This is a genomic window from Nonomuraea ceibae (genome assembly GCF_019396325.1).
GTDB lineage: Bacteria > Actinomycetota > Actinomycetes > Streptosporangiales > Streptosporangiaceae > Nonomuraea > Nonomuraea ceibae.
The window spans coordinates 1-17,261 of record NZ_JAHKRO010000016.1; the positions used below are offsets into that span (position 1 = coordinate 1).

The following is a 17,261-nucleotide window of genomic DNA, read 5'->3' on the forward strand; positions in this document are numbered from 1 at the left end:
TCGGCGGTGGCGGCGAGTTTGCGGAGGCGGCGCAGGGCCTCGGTGTCGATCGGCTTGCCCGTGGGTTTGCGGGCCGCCGTCTCCGGTCTGGGGCGCGCCGGGGCGGGGTCGCGTACGCCGTCGAAGGCGCGCAGGCCCTGCGCCTCCGGTGCGGGGTCGGGGGCGGCGGGGGTGTCGCGTACGAGGCGCAGCTCGACCGGGGCCGAAGGCGAGGGCACGGCCGAGGGCGCGGGCGAGGCCGACGACGAGGGCGCGGGTGACGACGGCTCGGGGGCGAGGGCGGGGGCGGCGGCGGTGGGGCGGACGCGGGAGCCCCAGCGGACGGGCGGGTCGGCGAGCGGCGCCTGCGCGGCGGCCACGGCGGCGGCCGCCACGGCGGGGCGGACCTGGCGGGGCCCGGTGACCCGTTCGGGGGCGCGCTTGCGCTCGGTCTGGCGGGCCTTACGGGGCTTCTTGACCTTCACCCGCTTGGGCGTGGCGTGCCAGACGCGCCCGGAGAACGTGATGGTCTCGGGCTCGGCCGCGGGCGACAGCCGGTACCAGGCGCGCGGCTGCCCCAGGTAGCGCAGCTGCGACTCCAGCAGCTCGGTCAGCCGTTTGCCCTCGATGACGGGCCGGGTGGACAGCCAGGTGACGATGCCGGGCGGGACGAGGAAGAGCACGTGCCAGGGCATCTCGACGGGTACGCCGACGAGCCAGAGCAGGAGCGACCACGGCACGAAGACGCCGACGAACACGCCGATCCAGACGATGGGCAGCGGCATGGGGAGCCGTAGGTCGTACAGCTTGTAGAGCCGCTTCTCGATACGCCAGATGTTCGTGTACGTGGGCAGGTCCACGCGGTCCTCCTCTCCACCCGCTCGTTCATGACCGCGCGGAGGCGGTCCCAACCCTCACTGGTTGATGCCCAGCGCGCCCGCGATCGCCTTGGCCGTCACCTCGATGATGTTGGGCACGTAGAAGATCACGCCGATGGCCACGGCCAGGATCAGGAACTGGACGAAGCGCGTGATCTCGCGGGTGAAGAGGAAGAACAGCGCGACCACGGACACGACGACGAGGAACAGCGGGGCGAAGAACGCGCGCAGGAAGTCGGCGAGTCCTTCGGTGTTGACGCCCGTCGGTGCTGGTGTGGGCGTCATTTCGATGAGGTTGAGCACTATGGTTTTCAAGATCACTTCTTGTCCTCCCGGGGGGTGCCGATCAGCAGCGCGGTCGTGCGTCTACCCAACGGCCCTACCGGCACCGCGGATGTCGTCGACGTACCATTTGTCGCCCTGCTTCTCGACAGTGAGGCGGTAAGCCTGCTGGAGGCGGCCGGACACCGCTTCGGGGTTGTTGGCCTCGTCCGCGGGCGGCGTGCCGTCGGGCACGATCCACACCACGACCGCCTGGATCTCACGGGTGGCACCCCCCACAGGCACCACGACACTCTTGAGCTCGCCGAAGGTGAACGCGCCCGCGAAGGTGGGCAGGCTCGTGCCGGCGGTCACGTAACGCTGCAGCTCGACGGTGTTGCCCAGCGCGTAGTAGCGGAAGAAGCCCTCGAGCTGCGGCTTGAGCTCGGCGGCCGCCACGTCGTCGCTCTCGGGCGCGGCCACCTGCGGCAGCTCGGCCGGCGCGGGAGCGGGCAGGATGGCGGGCCAGCCGGAGACGACGAACCTGTCGTCGGAGTAGTAGAGCGGCACCGACAGGTGAAGCCTGCGGGAGCCCGACTGGAACGCGACGGTGACGATCGCGTTGTTGTCGTCGCTGACCTGGATGTCGTACGGCTGGATCGCCACGGCGCCGAGCTTGCCGTTGCCGTCCCAGCCCATCTGCTGGTCCATGCCGTCGGCCATGAACGCGGCCAGCTTGCCGGACCTGCTCACGGCGTCGTCGGGGCTGAAATTCAGGTAAACGCCGGCGAACTGCGCGGCGAACGCCATGCCACGGTCCGCCGGGAACGAGCTGCCCGGTTGGGCGGCCGCATTCGGCGCGGCGGCGTTTTGGCCGGTAAACCGCTCAAAAGGGGCACGGATCCCATTCACCACGATAACCACAATAAGCGCCCAGAGAATGATGCGCCCGGTCCACACCAGCCATCGCCCGCCGCCGCCCGACCAGCCTCCGCGCCGCGGCCTGTGCGGAGGCGGCGCGTCGAAGTCGTGTTCAGGGCGTGCGGAAAGGCCGGGGTCGCCAGCGATCCGAGGACCGTGCTGGACGGTTGACCTACGAGCCATCACGCCTCCGCTCGCGCCAATCCCCCCGGCTGGCGCGGTGTCGTCCGTTGCCGATCCCCATCATCCGCGGTGAAGCAGTCACCCTATCCGGTCTCCGCCATTGTTCCAGGAAAGCCACGCCCATGCTGCAAGCATCGCCGTCCGGGGGCAAACCGAGTGCGCATGGGACGCATCGGAGCGCCGACTTGTGTGCGTTCCCTGTCGAATGGGCATTTGACCAGGCCAGAGACCTAAAAACGCATAACCCGGTGGCCACCTATTCCTGTCCATATGGCGTCAGGGGTGCTCTGACCTGCGATTTCCTCCTGAAAACAGGAACGGCCGCCTTGCCCGGCAGCGGGCAGGCGGCACGTCCGTATAGGGGGTCAGGCCGGCTCGGGCCCCTGGTCGCCGACCGGCCTGCGGCGGCTGTGGAGGTCGACGACGGTCGGGGGCGCAGCCGGCGGTACGGCCCGCTCCAGCGACCCGCGCAGCTCCGCGAGCATCGTCCTGGCGTCGCCTCCGCGCGTGCGGGTGGCCAGCTCCTCCTGTTCGTCCACCTTCCTGCGCAGATATGCCTCCCGGTTGACGCGCAGGCCGTACATGAGCTCCACCCTGAGCAGGGCCAGCTCCTCCTCCAGGGTGATGCCCGCGAGCTTCGGCACCGGACGACGTCGGCGGATGATGCGACGGATCATGAGGGCCTCCCGATTCAGCGTGAACGCCGTGACGATTCGACGCGCAAACTCGCCGGGTGGTTGACGCGGAAGTTGTCCCTCAGGCAACGAACCGGGCGACGAACACGAACTCCCGCCCCGGCCGGTCCGGCGCGTCGCGCACGTCCTCGACCCGGAAGCCCGCCGCGACCAGCGACCGCTCGACCTCGTCCCGCTCCCGGAACCGCAGCGTCGAGTCGGACGTGACCACGTCCCCGCCGTCGCCGAACACGTACGTGTGCCGGAAGGTCACGAGCGGGCCGGACACGTCCAGCACCTCGCACCAGGTCTCCACCCCGCCGACGCCCGCGATCTCCACCCGCCTGCGGGTACGGTCGCGCGTCCACTCCAGCCAGGCGCGCCGGGCGGGAACGCGGGTCTCGAAGGCCAGCACGCCCTCCGGCCGCAGCGCCGCCCGGATGCCGCGCAGCGTGGCCTGCCAGTCGTCGTCGGTGAGGAAGACCTGGGCCACGTTCGCGGTCATCACGGCCAGATCCACGCGCAGCGGCGGCAGCGTGGTGGCGTCGCCGTGGATCCACCGCACCGCGCCGCACTTGCCGCGCGCCACGTCCAGCGACGCCTGCGCCGGGTCGACGCCGACCACCTCGACGCCGCGCGCGGCCAGCAGGCACGCGAACGTGCCCGTGCCGCAGCCCACGTCGAGCACCCGCCGCGCGCCGAACTCCGCCACCATCGCCGCATAGGCGTCGAGGTCGCTCCGGTCGGGGTCGAGCGGGTCGTAGATCCGGGCCAGCCGGGGGTCGGCGAAGATCGCGTCGGGCACGCGCCCACGTTAGACGTTGAAGCGGAACTCCACCACGTCGCCGTCGCGCATCACGTAGTCCTTGCCCTCGATCCGGGCCTTGCCGGCCGAGCGGGCGCTGGCGATCGAGCCGGCCTCCACCAGGTCGTCGAACGAGACGACCTCGGCCTTGATGAAGCCGCGCTGGAAGTCGGTGTGGATGACGCCGGCCGCCTCGGGCGCGGTGGCGCCCTTGCGGATCGTCCAGGCCCTGGTCTCCTTCGGCCCGGCCGTCAGGTAGGTCTGCAGCCCGAGCGTCTCGAAGCCGACCCGGGCGAGCTGCGACAGGCCCGACTCCTGCTGGCCGACCGACTGCAGCAGCTCCAGCGCCTCCTCGTCGTCGAGCTCCACCAGCTCCGACTCGATCTTGGCGTCGAGGAACACCGCCTCGGCCGGCGCGACCAGGGCCGACAGCTGGGCCCGCAGGTCGCCGTCGACCAGCTCGTCGGCGTCGAGGTTGAACACGTAGAGGAACGGCTTGGCCGTCAGCAGGTGGAGCTCGCGCAGCTCCTCGCCGTCGAGCTGGGCCTCGAAGATCGTCTTGCCGGTCTCCAGGACCTTGAGCGCGGCCTCGGCGGCCTCCAGCGCGCCCTTCTTGTCCTTGTTGTGGCGCGACTCCTTCTGCAGGCGCGGGATCGCCTTCTCCACCGTCTGCAGGTCAGCCATGATCAGCTCGGTGTTGATCGTCTCGATGTCGCGCTTGGGCGAGATCTCCCCGTCGACGTGCGTCACGTCGGGGTCGCCGAAGACCCGGATCACCTGGCAGATCGCGTCGGTGTCGCGGATGTTGGCGAGGAACTGGTTGCCCCTGCCCTGCCCCTCGGACGCGCCCTTGACCAGCCCGGCGATGTCCACGAACTCCACCTTGGCCGGCAGGATCCGGGCCGAGCCGAAGATCTTGGCCAGCACGGGCAGCCGGTCGTCGGGCACGCCGACGATGCCCACGTTGGGCTCGATCGTCGCGAACGGGTAGTTGGCCGCCAGGGCGTTGCCGGTCTTGGTCAGCGCGTTGAAAAGCGTGGACTTGCCGACGTTGGGCAGGCCGACGATGCCGATAGAGAGGCTCACGTCCAGCGAGTTTACTGTGTCGCGTGTCGGGACCCGTCCCGGCGCGGCAGGGCTGCCATCATCGTGTGGATGGATGTCGTCTCCCTCCTCATCGGGCTGCTCGTCGGCGCGGCCATCGGATTCCTGGTGGCCCGCACGCGGGCGGCGGTGCGGGTGGCCGAGTCCGACGCGCGCGCCAAGGCCGCCGCCGACAAGCTCGTCTACGTCGAGGAGCAGCTCGCCGAACGCTTCCAGGCCCTGTCCACGCGGGCGCTCGACGTCAACAACGTGCGCTTCCTGGAGCTGGCCGAGACGCGGCTGGCCGCCACCCGCGCCGAGGCCACCGGCGACCTCGACCAGCGCAGGCAGGCCGTCGAACACCTGGTGGAGCCGCTGAAGGACGCGCTGGCGCGGGTCGAGTCGCAGCTGCGCGACACCGAGTCGGGACGCCGGGCCGCGAGCGCCGAACTGGCCCAGCAGATGGAGTTCGTCCGGCAGAGTCACGAGCAGCTCCGCGCCCAGACGACGGCGCTGGTGCGCGCCCTGCAACGGCCCGAGGCGCGCGGGCGCTGGGGCGAGATGCAGCTGCGCCGCGTCGCCGAGATCGCCGGGATGCAGCGCCACTGCGACTTCGACGAACAGGTCACCGAGGGCGCGATGCGGCCCGACATGGTGGTGCGCCTGGCCGGCCGCAAGAACATCGTGGTCGACTCCAAGGTCTCGCTCGCCGCCTACCTGGAGGCCGCCGAGGCCGCCGACGAGTCACTGGCCTCCGTACGCCTCGACGCCCACGCCCGCCACATCCGCGAGCACATCGACCGGCTGGCCGCCAAGTCCTACTGGCAGGGGTTCAACCCGTCGCCGGAGTTCGTCGTCCTGTTCATCCCGGGCGAGGCGTTCCTGTCACCGGCGCTGGAGCGCGACCCCGGGCTGCTGGAGTACGCGATGGCCCGCCGGGTGCACATCGCCACCCCGACGACGCTGATCACCATGCTGCGCACCGCCCACTACGCCTGGCAGCAGGCCGCGCTCAGCGAGAACGCCCGCGCGGTGTTCGAACTGGGCAAGGAGCTGTACGAAAGACTGTCCTCGATGGGCCGCAACGTGGAGTCGCTGGGCCGTTCGCTGGCGCGTACGGTGGAGGCGTACAACAAGACGGTCGGCTCCCTGGAGAGCCGGGTCCTCGTCACCGCGCGCAAGCTGCACGATCTGGGCGTGGTCGACGGCGAGCTGGCCACGCCCGAGACGCTCGAAGGCGTGCCCAGGCCCCTGGCCTCCCCCGAACTGCTCGAAACCACGTCTCTCCTCCCGCACACGAACGGTAAGTTGGCCAACGGGTCGCAATAAAGGGGGGCGGGTCCGATGACCGGGAAAGGCAAGAGATCTGCCGTCAGGCTGACCGCCCGCGGCGCCATCGCGCTCACGCTGCTCGCCACGCTCGCCGGCTACGTGCTGGCCGCGGTCGCCGGCATCGAGGCGCTGGTCGGGGTCGCGTTCGTGGCGGCGTGCCTGCTCGCGGTGCTCCTGGTCAATCCACGCGAGCTGCTGTCGCTGGTCGTCACGCCGCCGCTGGTGTTCTTCGTCGCCACCCTCTTCGTCGAGCTCGGGCGGGCGCTCAGCTCCGTGGGCATCGTGCAGTCGCTGGCGCTCGGCCTCTACAGCTCGCTGTCACGCGGCGCGCCCTGGCTGTTCGCCGGCTCGGCCGTGGTGCTCGGCATCGCCTGGGGGCGCGGCCTGCGCGACAACGTGCGTGAGCTGCGCGAGGAGCTGCGGGCGGGCGCCGACGTGCCGCGCCCGCGCCAGCCGTTCGTCCCCGAGCCCGAGGGCTACTTCGAGCCGAAGGTCTACGGCACCCCCCGGGGCGACGACTAGCCCGTACGGGATCCCGTACGGGCCGATCGTGGGTCAGGACGCGCGCAGGTCCTTGCGGAGCTCGTGCGGCAGGGCGAAACGCATGCTCTCCTGCACCGGCTCGACCTCCTCCACGTCGCCGAACCCGTGGCCGGCCAGCCGCTCGAGCACCTGCTCGACCAGCTCCTCCGGCACGGACGCACCGCTGGTGACGCCGACGGTGGTGACGCCGTCGAGCCACTCGTCACGGATGAACGAGGCGTTGTCGACCAGGTAGGAGGCGTCGGCGCCGTAGTCCTTGGCCACCTCGACCAGGCGCTTGGAGTTGGACGAGTTCTCCGAGCCGACGACGATCACGAGCTGCGACTGCGCGGCGATCTCCTTGACGGCGACCTGCCGGTTCTGCGTCGCGTAGCAGATGTCGTCGCTCGGCGGGTCGATGAGCGTCGGGAAGCGCTCCTTGAGCCGGGCCACGGTCTCGGTCGTCTCATCGACCGACAGCGTCGTCTGCGACAGCCAGACGAGCTTGCTCGGGTCCTTCACCTGGACGCGGTCGACCGAGTCGAGGCCGTCGACGAGCTGGATGTGGTCGGGCGCCTCGCCGGAGGTGCCCTCCACCTCCTCATGCCCCTCGTGCCCGATGAGCAGGATGTCGTAGTCCTGGCTCGCGAAGCGCTTGGCCTCGTTGTGCACCTTCGTCACCAGCGGGCAGGTGGCGTCGATGGTGCGCAGGCCGCGCTCCTTGGCCTCGCCGTGCACGGCGGGCGAGACGCCGTGCGCCGAGAACACCACGATCTCGCCCTCGGGCACCTCTTCGGTCTCCTCGACGAAGATGGCCCCCTTGGCCTCGAGCGTCTTGACCACGTGCGTGTTGTGCACGATCTGCTTGCGCACGTAGATCGGCGCGCCGTACTGCTCCAAGGCCTTCTCGACCGCGACAACGGCTCGATCGACTCCGGCGCAGTAGCCGCGCGGCCTGGCCACGAGGACGCGGCGGGAAGTGGACGTCTGGGGCTCCATACTTCTTATGCTACGTGGAACGACCAGCAAGCCCGAGCGTGCGCGGTTGCCCGCCTTTTGCCAGACTGGCCGTCCAATACTGACCTCCCAGGGAGACGTACATGTCCCTCAGCGACGTGATACGCAACATCACCAAGACCGTCACCGACAAGGACGAGCTCAAGGGCAAGGCCCGTGACCTGCCCGTCCTCTTCGTCCAGGGCACGCTCAGCATCGCCGGGCACGCCCTCCAGTTCGTCGACCGGGTGAAGAACTCGATCAAGGGACTGGGGAGCAAGGAAGAGGAGGAGAAGCAGGAGGAGCGCGACTCCCGTCCCGCCGACGCGGTTGCCGCCGAGGAGGAGGACAAGCCGGCCCGCAGGGAGCCGGTCATCTTCGCGCCCCGGCCCGACGCCGCCGCGCCCAACGGCACCTCCAAGACCAAGCCCGACCCGGTCATCTTCACCCCGGCGCCCAAGCAGGACGAGGCCCAGGCCGAGGCCGTCCACAAGCCCGCCGCCGAGGCCGCCGCCGCTCCCCAGCCCAAGCCCGCCCCCACGGAGGCCAAGCCGGAGCCCGCCGCCCCGGAGGCCAAGCCCGAGGCCGCCGCCGACCTCAAGGCCGAGCCCGCCACCGAGCCCAAGCCGGAGCCCGTCGCCGAGCCCGAGGCCGCTCCGGAGCCCGCCGCCGAGGTCAAGCCGGAGGCCGCTGCCGCGCCTGAGCCGTCCGTGGCCGAGAAGCCGAAGGCCAAGCCCAAGGCCGCCGCCAAGCCCGCCGCGAAGGCGCCCGCCAAGACCAGCACGCCCAAGGCTCCCAAGGCCGCGAAGGCCGACAAGCTGGCCGAGGCGGTCGAGGCCACTCCCGCCAAGGAGGCCCCCGCGCAGGAGACCGCTCCGGCCGTGGCCACCCCGGTGAAGGAGACGGGCCTGGTGGAGCCGATGCCCGGCTACTCCGAGCTGAGCGTCGCCTCGCTGCGCGCCCGGATGCGCGGCAAGTCCGCCGAGCAGATCGGCGCCTGCCTCGCCTACGAGCAGGCGACGGCCGCCCGCCCCGAGGTCGTCAAGATGTACGAGAACCGGCTGGCCAAGCTGCAGGCCGGGGAATAGTCGGCGCGGCACCGTAGGCTTCGGGCATGAGCTCGAAGACCACCCCCGAGGCGCCCCTGCCGGTCCGCACCGTCCTGCAGATGGTGGGCGGCTGGATCGGCAAGCTGGGCACGGTGTGGGTCGAGGGTCAGATCACCGACCTGAGCGCCCGCGGCGGCACGGTCTTCCTGACGTTGCGCGACCCGGTGGCCAACGTGTCGGCCCGGGTCACGGCCCCGCGCGGCGTCTACGAGGCGACCGAGCCGCGCCCGGCCGACGGCGCGCGGGTCGTGGTGCACGTCAAGCCGGACTTCTGGGTCAACAGGGGCTCGTTCGCCTTCACGGCGCTGGAGATCCGCCCGGTGGGCGTCGGCGAGCTGCTGGCGCGCCTTGAGCGGCTGCGCCGGCTGCTGGCGGCCGAGGGCCTGTTCAACGCCGACAGGAAGCGGCGGCTGCCGTTCCTGCCGGGCACGGTGGGGCTGATCTGCGGCCGCGACTCGGCGGCCGAGCGCGACGTGCTGGAGAACGCCAGGCGTCGCTGGCCGGCGGTGCGGTTCAAGGTCGAGGAGGTCGCGGTCCAGGGCCCTTACGCGGTGGGCGAGGTGACCGAGGCGCTGTCCAGGCTCGACGCCGACTCCTCGGTCGAGGTGATCGTCATCGCCCGGGGCGGCGGGTCGCTGGAGGATCTGCTGCCGTTCTCCGACGAGACGCTGGTCAGGGCCGTGGCCGCGTCCCGCACGCCGGTGGTGAGCGCGATCGGCCACGAGCAGGACAGCCCGCTGCTCGACCTGGTGGCCGACGTACGCGCCTCCACCCCGACCGACGCCGCCAAGAAGGTGGTGCCCGACGTCGGCGAGCAGCTCACGCTGGTCCGCCAGTTGCGTGACCGGGGCCGCCGGGTGGTGGGCGGCTGGCTCGACCGCGAGATGTCGTGGCTGACCTCGGTGCGCTCCCGCCCTTCGCTGGCCGATCCGGTGCGCGAGCTGGAGCGCCGCGCCGAGCAGGTCGACGCGCTGCGCGAGCGGGCCAGGCGTTCGCTGACGTCCTCGCTCGACCGGGCCGGCGACGATCTCACGCACGTACGGGCGCGTCTGGTCGCCCTGTCGCCCGCGGCCACGCTGGAGCGCGGTTACGCGATCGTCCAGCACCCGTCGGGTGAGGTGGTGCGGCGGGCCGCCGACATCGAGCCGGGCGCCGTGCTCACGGTGCGGCTGCCGGACGACCGGGTGACGGTGCGCGCGGAGCCTGCCGGGGAGTGACGAGCGCCAGCGCCAGCTCGTCGAACCCGGCCTTGATCTCCTCGACGCTCAGCCCTCGCTCCTCGCGCTGATAGGAGATCAGCCGGGCGGTGGCGGAGGCGAGCAGCGCGTCGGCCAGGAAGCCGGCGCGTGAGCCGGGCCTGACCTGCGCGATCAGCGTGGTCAGATGCCGATGATGGACCTGGTACGGCCCGCCGAACATGGCCTTGGGCGGCCCGGTCTCCAGGAGCATGAACAGGTCGAGCTGCTCGACGATCCGGTCGACGAGCGCGGCGAGGAACGCCCTGATGCGCTCGACGGGCTCCGCCCCCGGCCCGACCGGCGGCGGCCCGGTCATGAACGCCTCCTGGAAGCGCCGTTCGCGCTCGTCGACGAGGGCGTAGACGAGCCCGGCGCGGTCGCCGAAGCGGCGGTAGACGGTGCCGACGCCCACGCACGCCTCGCGGGCGATCTCGTCGAGGGAGAGCTGGTCGGCTCCCCGTTCGGCGATCAGGCGGGTGGCACAGTCGATGATCTTCTGCCGGTTTCGCGCCGCGTCGGCCCGCTCCGGCTGCGGCTGCCCGACCACTGGCAACTGTCGGCGCACACGCTGAGCATAGCGATTGCAACCGGAGGAATCTCCGTTTAGGCTCCGCGGTTGAGAACGGAGAGTTCTCCGATTAGAGGTGGGAATCATGGCGAACGACTTCAACCAGCAGGTCATCGACGAGTTCCGGGCCAACGGCGGACGCGTGGGCGGCTACTTCGAGGGCTCCGACCTGGTGCTGCTCACCACGACCGGCGCCAAGTCGGGCAAGCCGACGACGACCCCGGTGATGTATCTGAAAGACGGCGACCGCTACGTGATCATCGCCTCCAACGCGGGCGCCGACCACCACCCGGCCTGGTATCACAACCTGCGCGCCAACCCCGTGGCCACGGCCGAGATCGGGACCGAGACGTTCGAGGTCAAGGCCGAGTTCGTCGAAGGCGCCGAGCGTGACGAGCTCTACGCGCGGATGGTGGCCGTGGCCGCCACGTTCGCCGAGTACGAGGCCAGGACCACCCGCCGCATCCCGGTCGTGGCCCTGCACCGCGGCTAGTACGCGACAGGCTGGAACGGGGCAGGCTAGAAGGGGGCGTCGTCGCCCGGCGTGGCCGACGGGTCGGACCGGCGCGCCATCGCGGCGGCCAGCTTGACCCGGGCGCCCTGGAGCCACTCCTCGCAGATCGCGGCCAGCTTCTCGCCCCGCTCCCAGAGCTCGATGGACTGCTCCAGGGTGAGCCCGCCGGTCTCCAGGCGGCGCACCACCTCGGTCAGCTCCTCGCGGGCCTGCTCGTATGAGGGTGCCTTGTCATCTGCCACCCTCCAACCCTAGGGGCCCCACCCGACAGAACACGCCCCACAGCCCGCACAGGGACCTGAAACCCCGAACGCGAGGGCCGAGGGTTCCACTCCCGGAGCGAAGGGGCCCCGCTGGAAGCTCGGAGGGTGGCTCAGGTGGTGGGCTTGGGGCGCTGCTGGAGGGTGGCGGCGAGCTGGCCGAGCTCGGTCCAGTCGGCGGTGCCGGTCACGACGAGCGTCACGTCGGGCAGCATGCGGATGAGCGTCCGCTGGTTCTTGTCCTCGCGGAAGCGCCGCTCCCACTGCTGACCGTTGACGTCCTGGGTGCCGGTGGGCTTGTCGGAGTTGGCCATGCGGTTGGCGAACCCCGCCGCCGGCTTCTCGTCGCTCTGGATGAGCATGGCGTGCTGGCGCGCCTTGGTGGCGTAGCCGACGTGGAGAACCTGGGCCTTGCCCTCGCCCTTGGCGATCCGGTTGCTGTTGGGGATCCAGCCTTCGGGATCCTTGGCGGGGGCCCACACCTGGTAGGGGACGGTGCGGGCGAAGTTGGCCACCGTGATCGTGTAGTCGAGCTTCGGGATGTGCTCGCCCTGGCTCTGCGGGGTGATGAGCAGGAACAGCCCTACCGCCCCGAAACAGACGAACAGGGCTACCGCGTAGCCGTAGAAACCTTCGGTGAACCGTCGCACACTTGGCGAGGTTACCCGGTGGCGTCGCCGGTCGGGCGAATGCGTCCGACGATGGCGAGGACGTCGTCGGCGAGCGCCCGGTCGCCTGTCTGGACGACTTCGCTGACGGCGGCGGCGAGTGCGCCGGTGATGACGACGACGAGGGCGTTCTCGGAGTCGTCGAAGAGCGCGGCGTTGCGCCGGGCCCAGGTGCGCAGCCGGTCGCGCATGACGACCTCGAACCCGGGCGGCCCGTCGCCGCGCAGGAAGAGGGCGGCGAGCTCGCGTTCTTCGAGGCAGCCGTCGAGGTAGGCGCGGGCGGCGGCGAGGAAGACCCGCATGGGGTCGCTCTCGCCGCTGTCGCGCACGTCGCGGGCGGCCTGCTTGGTCCGCTGGGTCTGCCGGGCCTGGAACTCCTCGAACAGCGTCAGGTAGAGGTCGGCCTTGCCGGCGAAGTGGTGGTAGAGGCTGCCGACGCTGGCCTCGGCCTTGGCCACGACGTCGGTGACGCCCGCCTCGGCGAAGCCCTTGGAGACGAACACGTCGCGGGCGGCCCTCAGGAGAGCGCTGCGCGTGGCCGCGCCCCGCTCGGAGGTGCGGGCCGTGACCGGCTGTTCCACTTCGCTGCTCATGGCTGGCACATTATCCTCCGCTGACCGGGGATACAGGGACAACTACGATCGGGATAGTCGTCCACGAGGAGGCCCTTCATCATGTCCGATCAGACGTCGGTTCCGGCTGCACTTGCTACGGGCGAGCACGCCCCTGACCGGAATCTCGCCTTGGAGCTCGTACGCGTTACAGAGGCGGCGGCGATGGCGGCCGCCCGCTGGGTCGGCAGGGGCGACAAGAACGGCGCCGACGGCGCCGCGGTGAACGCGATGCGTCAGCTGATCAACACCGTGTCGATGAACGGGGTGGTGGTGATCGGCGAGGGTGAGAAGGATCACGCTCCGATGCTGTTCAACGGGGAGCGGGTCGGCGACGGCGGTGGCCCTGAGTGTGACGTGGCGGTCGATCCGATCGACGGCACCAGGCTGACGGCGCTGGGCATGCCCGACGCGGTGTCGGTGATCGCGGTGAGCGAGCGCGGGTCGATGTACGACCCGTCGGCCGTGTTCTACATGGAGAAGCTGGTCACGGGGCCGGAGGCGGCCGACGTGGTGGACATCGAGGCGCCGGTGGCGGCGAACATCGCCGCGGTGGCCAAGGCCAAGCACTGTTCGGCGGCCGACGTCACGGTGGTGATCCTGGACCGGCCCCGGCACGAGCGGCTGGTCAAGGAGATCAGGGAGACGGGCGCGCGGATCAAGTTCATCACCGACGGCGACGTGGCGGGCGCGATCATGGCGGCGCGCGGCGGCACCGGCATCGACCTGATGCTGGGCATCGGCGGCACGCCCGAGGGCATCGTGGCGGCGTGCGCGCTCAAGTGCCTGGGCGGCGTCATCCAGGGCAAGCTGTGGCCGCGTGACGACGCCGAGCGGGCCAGGGCGATCGACGCCGGTCACGACCTGAGCCAGGTGCTGACCACGAACGACCTGGTCAGGTCCGACGACGTGTTCTTCGCCGCGACGGGCATCACCCAGGGCGAGCTGATGGACGGCGTGCGCTTCCGCGGCGGGGTGGCGGTGACGCAGTCGCTGGTGATGCGCGGGCGCTCGGGCACGATCCGCAAGGTGGAGAGCGAGCACCAGCTGTGGAAGCTGCGCGCCTACAGCGCGATCAACTTCGACACGGCAGGCTGAGCGGGACCGTCAGCGGCGGCGCTTGCGGCGGGGCGGCTCCTTGACCTTGACCTCGCCGGCGAAGTTGCTGGTGCGCACCTCGACGACGGGGGCGCCAGGCTCGGTGGGCTGCTTGGTGAGCCTGACGGTCTTGTCCTTGGTGACGCGGATGACCTCCAGGTCTTCGGGCACGTGGATCTCCAGCCCGCCGAAGACGAGGGTGGCGTTGATGACGATGCGCCGGTTCTGCAGGATCGCGTCGCGCAGGTCGAGCTTGGTGGTGCCGAACATGGCGGTGACCGACAGCTCGGCGGGCACCACCCACCGGCCGCCGCGTTCCTGCTTCTTGAAGACGGCGGAGACGGGCCGGCCGTCGAGGTTGAGCGGCTGCTGGTCGGCGGGCAGCAGGTCGCCGGTGAGCTGGGCGAGCTCCCCGAGCGTGCGGGCCGCGTAGAGGGTGGTGAGGCGCTCTTCGAGCTCCTCCAGCGTGATCCGGCCGTCGGCGTGGGCCTCCTGGAGCACCTGGGCGATGCGTTCGCGGTCGGCGTCGGAGGCGCGCAGCTCGTGGGGCTGGGGCGCGCCTTCCTGGGCCGGACGGCGGGCGGACACCCACTCCTCGGCCAGGCGCTCACCGACTTCTTGCAGGCGCGGCAACCAGGACCCGGGGCGTTCGTTCACAGTTCTGACAATATCCGGCGCTCCGCGGGAGCGGACCCCGGAATCTCCCTGAGATTGCGGCCGTTGAGCCGGACAGGCAGGCGTCGGGAGGGGTGTTCGTGCATCGGTCGGCACGCTGGGGATTGGGCGCGGTGGGCGCGGGGACGGCGTTGATCGTGGGCCTGGATCTGGCCGCGCTGGGCGAGATGGACCCGTTCCGGCGCACGATCAGCGAGCACGGCCTGGGTGAGCGGGGGTGGCTGTTCGGGCTGGGGGTCGCGCTGCTGGCGGTGGGGTCGGCGGCGATCGGCGTGTCGCTGGCGCGGCGGCGGCTGGCGGGGGTGGTGGGCACGGTGGCGTTGCTGGCCTGGAGTGCCGGGCTGCTGGTGACCGCGTGGTTCCCGAAGCACGACTGGTCGGTGGGGCCGTCGCTGAGCGGCAGCATCCATCGGGCGGGCAGCGTGATCGCGTTTCTGAGCCTGCCGCTGGCGGCGTTGATCATCGCCAGGCCGTGGCGGGCGGAGCGGCATCGGGCGGCGCTGGCGGCGTTCGCGTTCGGGATCGTGGCGGTGCTGTGGGTGCTGGGCATGGGCGCGGTGGTGATGGTGGGGGCGCGCAGCGGTCTGGCGTGGTGGCAGGTGATGCCGCTGGGCCTGGTCGAGCGGTGTCTGGCCGCGATCGAGGTGATCGCGCTGACGGCGCTCGGGGTGTGGGCGGCGGGCAAGCCGGTGGGCCTGGTGGAGGAGACGTCGGCGGGCTAACCTGACCCCGCCTCACGTTTGATTCCCCCCATCAGGAGGCCGCCGTGCCGTCCCCGCGTGATCGCCAAGCCCGCCTCGCCACGTTCGCCGTCTACGCCGTGCAGGGGCTCTCCTTCGCCACGTTGCTCACCCAGGTGGCCCACCTCCAGGACAAGCACCGGCTCGACACGGGGGCGCTGACGGTGCTGCTGCTCATCGTGCCGGTCTTCGCCGGGGTCGGCAGCGTGGCGGCCGGCTCGATCGCGGCCCGGCTGGGCAGCAAGGCGCTGCTGCGCGTGGCCCAGCCGCTGGTGGCCGCCGCCGTCGTGCTGGCCGGGCTCGCGCCGGGCGTGCCGCTGCTGGTGCCGGCGCTGCTGCTGTTCGGGGTGGCGGTCGGCGCGGTCGACGCGGGCATGAACATGCAGGGCGTCGCGGTCGAGCGCCGCTACGGCCGGGCCGTGCTCAACGGTTTCCACTGCCTGTGGAGCGTGCTGAGCCTGGCCGGGGCGCTGTGGGTGTCGGCGGTGGGCGACGGGCTGCCGCTGGAGGCGACCATGGCGATCCCGATGGCCGTGGCCGTCGCGGGCTCCCTGGTCGCGGGGCCGAAGCTCTACACGGCGGCCGAGGAGCGGGCCGTCCCGGAGACGGCCACGGCAGGCGGTCGCGTCCCGTTCCGGCCGCTCCTCCCGCTCTGCCTGGCGATGGCCTTCCTGTACGTGGGCGACGCGGCGGTGTCGAACTTCTCCACGGTCTTCATGCAGGACACGCTGGCCGCCGACGCCCGGGTGATCCCGCTGGCCTACGCCGCCTACCAGGCGACCACGCTGCTGGTGCGGCTCGCGGGCGACCTGGCCGTCAGGCGTTACGGCTCGGCGGGCATCGTCAGGCTCGGCGGCGCGATCGCCACGCTGGGCTTCCTGGGCATCGTGGCGGCGCCCAGCCAGCCGCTGGCCGTGGTGGCGTTCGGGCTGACGGGCGTGGGGCTGTCGGTGGTGGCGCCGCAGTCGTTCTCGGCGGCGGGCAAGCTCGACCCGGCGGGCACCGGCAACGCGATCGCCCTGGTCAACCTGTTCAACTACGTGGGGTTCATCGTCGGCTCGGCGCTGGTGGGGGCGATCGCCGAGGCCGCCGACATGCGGGTCGCGTTCGCCGCCCCGCTCGTGCTGGCCGCCGCGATCATCGTCCTGGCGCGCGGGTTCGCGCCTCGGGTCAGGGCCGGGGCGTAACCGGTTCGCGCACCTCGGCGACCTCGACCGGGCGGCGTTCGCGGCGTGACAGCTCGGCGGCCTCGGCGACGTACAGGGCTTCCAGTGCGTCCTCGATCGGGCACAGGCCGGGGGCGCCGCGCAGGAACGCGTCGAGCTCGGCCGCGTAGGCGTCGGCGAAGCGGGTGACGAAGTCGGGCCACGGCTCGCCGTGCGGCTGCAGCCCCTCGGCCGACGACAGCGGGGCGCGCGGGCCCAGGCCGACGGCGCGGGTCCCCCGGGTGCCCGCGAGTTCCATGCGGACGTCGTACCCGGCGCCGTTGTAGCGCGAGCCCTGCACGGTGGCCAGCGTGCCGTCGTCGAGGGTGAGCAGCGCGGCGCTGGTGTCGACGTCGCCGGCCTCGGCGAAGAAGGCGGCCCCCCGGTTCGCGCCGGTCGCGTACACGGAGACGACCTCGCGGCCGGTCACCCAGCGCAGGATGTCGAAGTCGTGGATGTGGCAGTCGCGGTAGATGCCGCCGGACTGCGGGATGTAGGCGGCGGGCGGCGGGGCGGGGTCGGCGGTGATCAGGTGCACCCGGTGCAGCTCCCCCAGCTCGCCGGCGCGCAGCGCGGCCCGGGCGGCGGCGTAACCGGCGTCGAAGCGGCGCTGGAAGCCGATCTGCACCCGGTGGCCGCGGGCCGCCTCCAGCACCTCGGCGGTCTCCTTGACGCCGGCGGCGACGGGCTTCTCGCAGAAGGCCGGGACGCCGCGCCGGCAGGCCTCGCGCAGCAGCGCGGCGTGCGTGCCGGTGGGCGTGGCGATCACCACGGCGTCGGCCTCGAACGGGTCGCCGGGCCTGCCGTGCGGCGAGGTGCGCACCGGGTCGGCCACGACCAGGTCGTCCACCAGCGGATGCGCGGCCAGCGTGGCCGCGTGGAAGGCGCCGATGCGGCCCAGCCCGAGCAGTCCCACGCGCATGGCTTCTTTCTAGGCGAGC

The 17,261-nt window shown here is 71.6% G+C and carries 21 protein-coding genes; 8 read left to right on the forward strand and 13 right to left on the reverse strand.

The window, feature by feature from the left end:
- From KME80_RS13550 to ychF, 6 genes are all read right to left on the reverse strand, one after another.
- On the reverse strand, window positions 1-839 hold an 839-nt coding region (locus tag KME80_RS13550; protein ID WP_219504928.1), incomplete at its 3' end, for a conjugal transfer protein.
- 54 nt (window positions 840-893) lie between these two features.
- Window positions 894-1,142 carry a hypothetical protein gene (locus tag KME80_RS13555; RefSeq protein ID WP_246644910.1) on the reverse strand — a complete coding sequence of 83 codons (249 nt, stop codon included), beginning with the start codon at window positions 1,140-1,142 and terminating at the stop codon, window positions 894-896.
- Window positions 1,143-1,223: 81 nt separating this feature from the next.
- Window positions 1,224-1,928 carry a conjugal transfer protein gene (locus KME80_RS13560; protein WP_246644889.1) on the reverse strand — a complete coding sequence of 235 codons (705 nt, stop codon included), beginning with the start codon at window positions 1,926-1,928 and terminating at the stop codon, window positions 1,224-1,226.
- A 659-nt stretch (window positions 1,929-2,587) separates the two neighbouring features.
- On the reverse strand, window positions 2,588-2,899 hold the full coding sequence (locus KME80_RS13565) for a hypothetical protein (protein WP_219504934.1): 312 nt from the start codon (window positions 2,897-2,899) through the stop codon (window positions 2,588-2,590).
- A gap of 79 nt (window positions 2,900-2,978) precedes the next feature.
- Window positions 2,979-3,701, reverse strand: coding sequence for a class I SAM-dependent DNA methyltransferase (locus KME80_RS13570; protein WP_308125742.1), 723 nt, complete (start codon window positions 3,699-3,701; stop codon window positions 2,979-2,981).
- Window positions 3,702-3,710: 9 nt separating this feature from the next.
- Window positions 3,711-4,787 (reverse strand): redox-regulated ATPase YchF, encoded by a 1,077-nt coding sequence (gene ychF / locus KME80_RS13575; protein ID WP_219504936.1) that lies wholly within the window; start codon window positions 4,785-4,787, stop codon window positions 3,711-3,713.
- Window positions 4,788-4,856: 69 nt separating this feature from the next.
- On the opposite strand from ychF, the gene KME80_RS13580 reads away from it, so the two are divergent.
- The gene (locus tag KME80_RS13580; RefSeq protein WP_219504938.1) at window positions 4,857-6,113 is read left to right on the forward strand and encodes a DNA recombination protein RmuC; all 1,257 of its coding nucleotides are present in this window, start codon (window positions 4,857-4,859) and stop codon (window positions 6,111-6,113) included.
- A gap of 15 nt (window positions 6,114-6,128) precedes the next feature.
- Window positions 6,129-6,638, forward strand: coding sequence for a DUF6542 domain-containing protein (locus KME80_RS13585; protein WP_219504940.1), 510 nt, complete (start codon window positions 6,129-6,131; stop codon window positions 6,636-6,638).
- A 33-nt stretch (window positions 6,639-6,671) separates the two neighbouring features.
- On the opposite strand, the gene KME80_RS13590 is transcribed toward KME80_RS13585, so the two are convergent.
- Window positions 6,672-7,637, reverse strand: coding sequence for a 4-hydroxy-3-methylbut-2-enyl diphosphate reductase (locus KME80_RS13590; protein WP_219504942.1), 966 nt, complete (start codon window positions 7,635-7,637; stop codon window positions 6,672-6,674).
- Between the two features lie 101 nt (window positions 7,638-7,738).
- On the opposite strand from KME80_RS13590, the gene KME80_RS13595 reads away from it, so the two are divergent.
- Together KME80_RS13595 and xseA are read left to right on the forward strand one after the other, a co-directional pair.
- Complete coding sequence (locus KME80_RS13595) at window positions 7,739-8,722, forward strand: DUF8129 domain-containing protein (RefSeq protein WP_219504944.1); 984 nt, start codon at window positions 7,739-7,741, stop codon at window positions 8,720-8,722.
- 26 nt (window positions 8,723-8,748) lie between these two features.
- Window positions 8,749-9,960 (forward strand): exodeoxyribonuclease VII large subunit, encoded by a 1,212-nt coding sequence (gene xseA, locus KME80_RS13600; RefSeq protein WP_219504946.1) that lies wholly within the window; start codon window positions 8,749-8,751, stop codon window positions 9,958-9,960.
- Here the strand turns inward: xseA and KME80_RS13605 are convergent.
- Entirely contained in the window at window positions 9,902-10,546 is a 645-nt protein-coding gene (locus KME80_RS13605) for a TetR/AcrR family transcriptional regulator (RefSeq protein ID WP_308125743.1), read from the reverse strand. The genes xseA and KME80_RS13605 overlap by 59 nt on opposite strands.
- 88 nt (window positions 10,547-10,634) lie before the next feature.
- Here KME80_RS13605 and KME80_RS13610 point away from each other — a divergent pair, with 88 nt between their 5' ends.
- Entirely contained in the window at window positions 10,635-11,042 is a 408-nt protein-coding gene (locus tag KME80_RS13610) for a nitroreductase family deazaflavin-dependent oxidoreductase (RefSeq protein ID WP_219504948.1), read from the forward strand.
- 26 nt (window positions 11,043-11,068) lie between these two features.
- Here KME80_RS13610 and KME80_RS13615 read toward each other — a convergent pair whose 3' ends face one another.
- The 3 genes from KME80_RS13615 to KME80_RS13625 form a co-directional block, all read right to left on the reverse strand.
- Window positions 11,069-11,305: an exodeoxyribonuclease VII small subunit gene (locus KME80_RS13615; RefSeq protein ID WP_219504949.1), complete on the reverse strand. Its 237-nt coding sequence runs from the start codon at window positions 11,303-11,305 to the stop codon at window positions 11,069-11,071.
- Between the two features lie 131 nt (window positions 11,306-11,436).
- Window positions 11,437-11,973: a DUF4245 domain-containing protein gene (locus tag KME80_RS13620; RefSeq protein ID WP_219504950.1), complete on the reverse strand. Its 537-nt coding sequence runs from the start codon at window positions 11,971-11,973 to the stop codon at window positions 11,437-11,439.
- An 11-nt stretch (window positions 11,974-11,984) separates the two neighbouring features.
- On the reverse strand, window positions 11,985-12,584 hold the full coding sequence (locus KME80_RS13625) for a TetR/AcrR family transcriptional regulator (protein ID WP_219504951.1): 600 nt from the start codon (window positions 12,582-12,584) through the stop codon (window positions 11,985-11,987).
- A gap of 81 nt (window positions 12,585-12,665) precedes the next feature.
- Between KME80_RS13625 and glpX the strand changes: the two genes are divergently transcribed.
- The gene (gene glpX, locus KME80_RS13630; RefSeq protein WP_219504952.1) at window positions 12,666-13,700 is read left to right on the forward strand and encodes a class II fructose-bisphosphatase; all 1,035 of its coding nucleotides are present in this window, start codon (window positions 12,666-12,668) and stop codon (window positions 13,698-13,700) included.
- Between the two features lie 9 nt (window positions 13,701-13,709).
- Here the strand turns inward: glpX and KME80_RS13635 are convergent, their stop codons facing one another.
- Complete coding sequence (locus tag KME80_RS13635) at window positions 13,710-14,357, reverse strand: DUF1707 SHOCT-like domain-containing protein (RefSeq protein ID WP_219504953.1); 648 nt, start codon at window positions 14,355-14,357, stop codon at window positions 13,710-13,712.
- 98 nt (window positions 14,358-14,455) lie between these two features.
- Here KME80_RS13635 and KME80_RS13640 point away from each other — a divergent pair, with 98 nt between their 5' ends.
- The gene (locus tag KME80_RS13640) at window positions 14,456-15,097 is read left to right on the forward strand and encodes a DUF998 domain-containing protein (protein WP_219504954.1); all 642 of its coding nucleotides are present in this window, start codon (window positions 14,456-14,458) and stop codon (window positions 15,095-15,097) included.
- 44 nt (window positions 15,098-15,141) lie between these two features.
- Window positions 15,142-16,302, forward strand: a complete 1,161-nt coding sequence (locus tag KME80_RS13645) for an MFS transporter (protein ID WP_219504955.1) — start codon at window positions 15,142-15,144, stop codon at window positions 16,300-16,302.
- On the opposite strand, the gene KME80_RS13650 is transcribed toward KME80_RS13645, so the two are convergent.
- On the reverse strand, window positions 16,286-17,242 hold the full coding sequence (locus KME80_RS13650; RefSeq protein ID WP_219504956.1) for a Gfo/Idh/MocA family protein: 957 nt from the start codon (window positions 17,240-17,242) through the stop codon (window positions 16,286-16,288). The genes KME80_RS13645 and KME80_RS13650 overlap by 17 nt on opposite strands.
- Window positions 17,243-17,261: the final 19 nt, after the last annotated feature.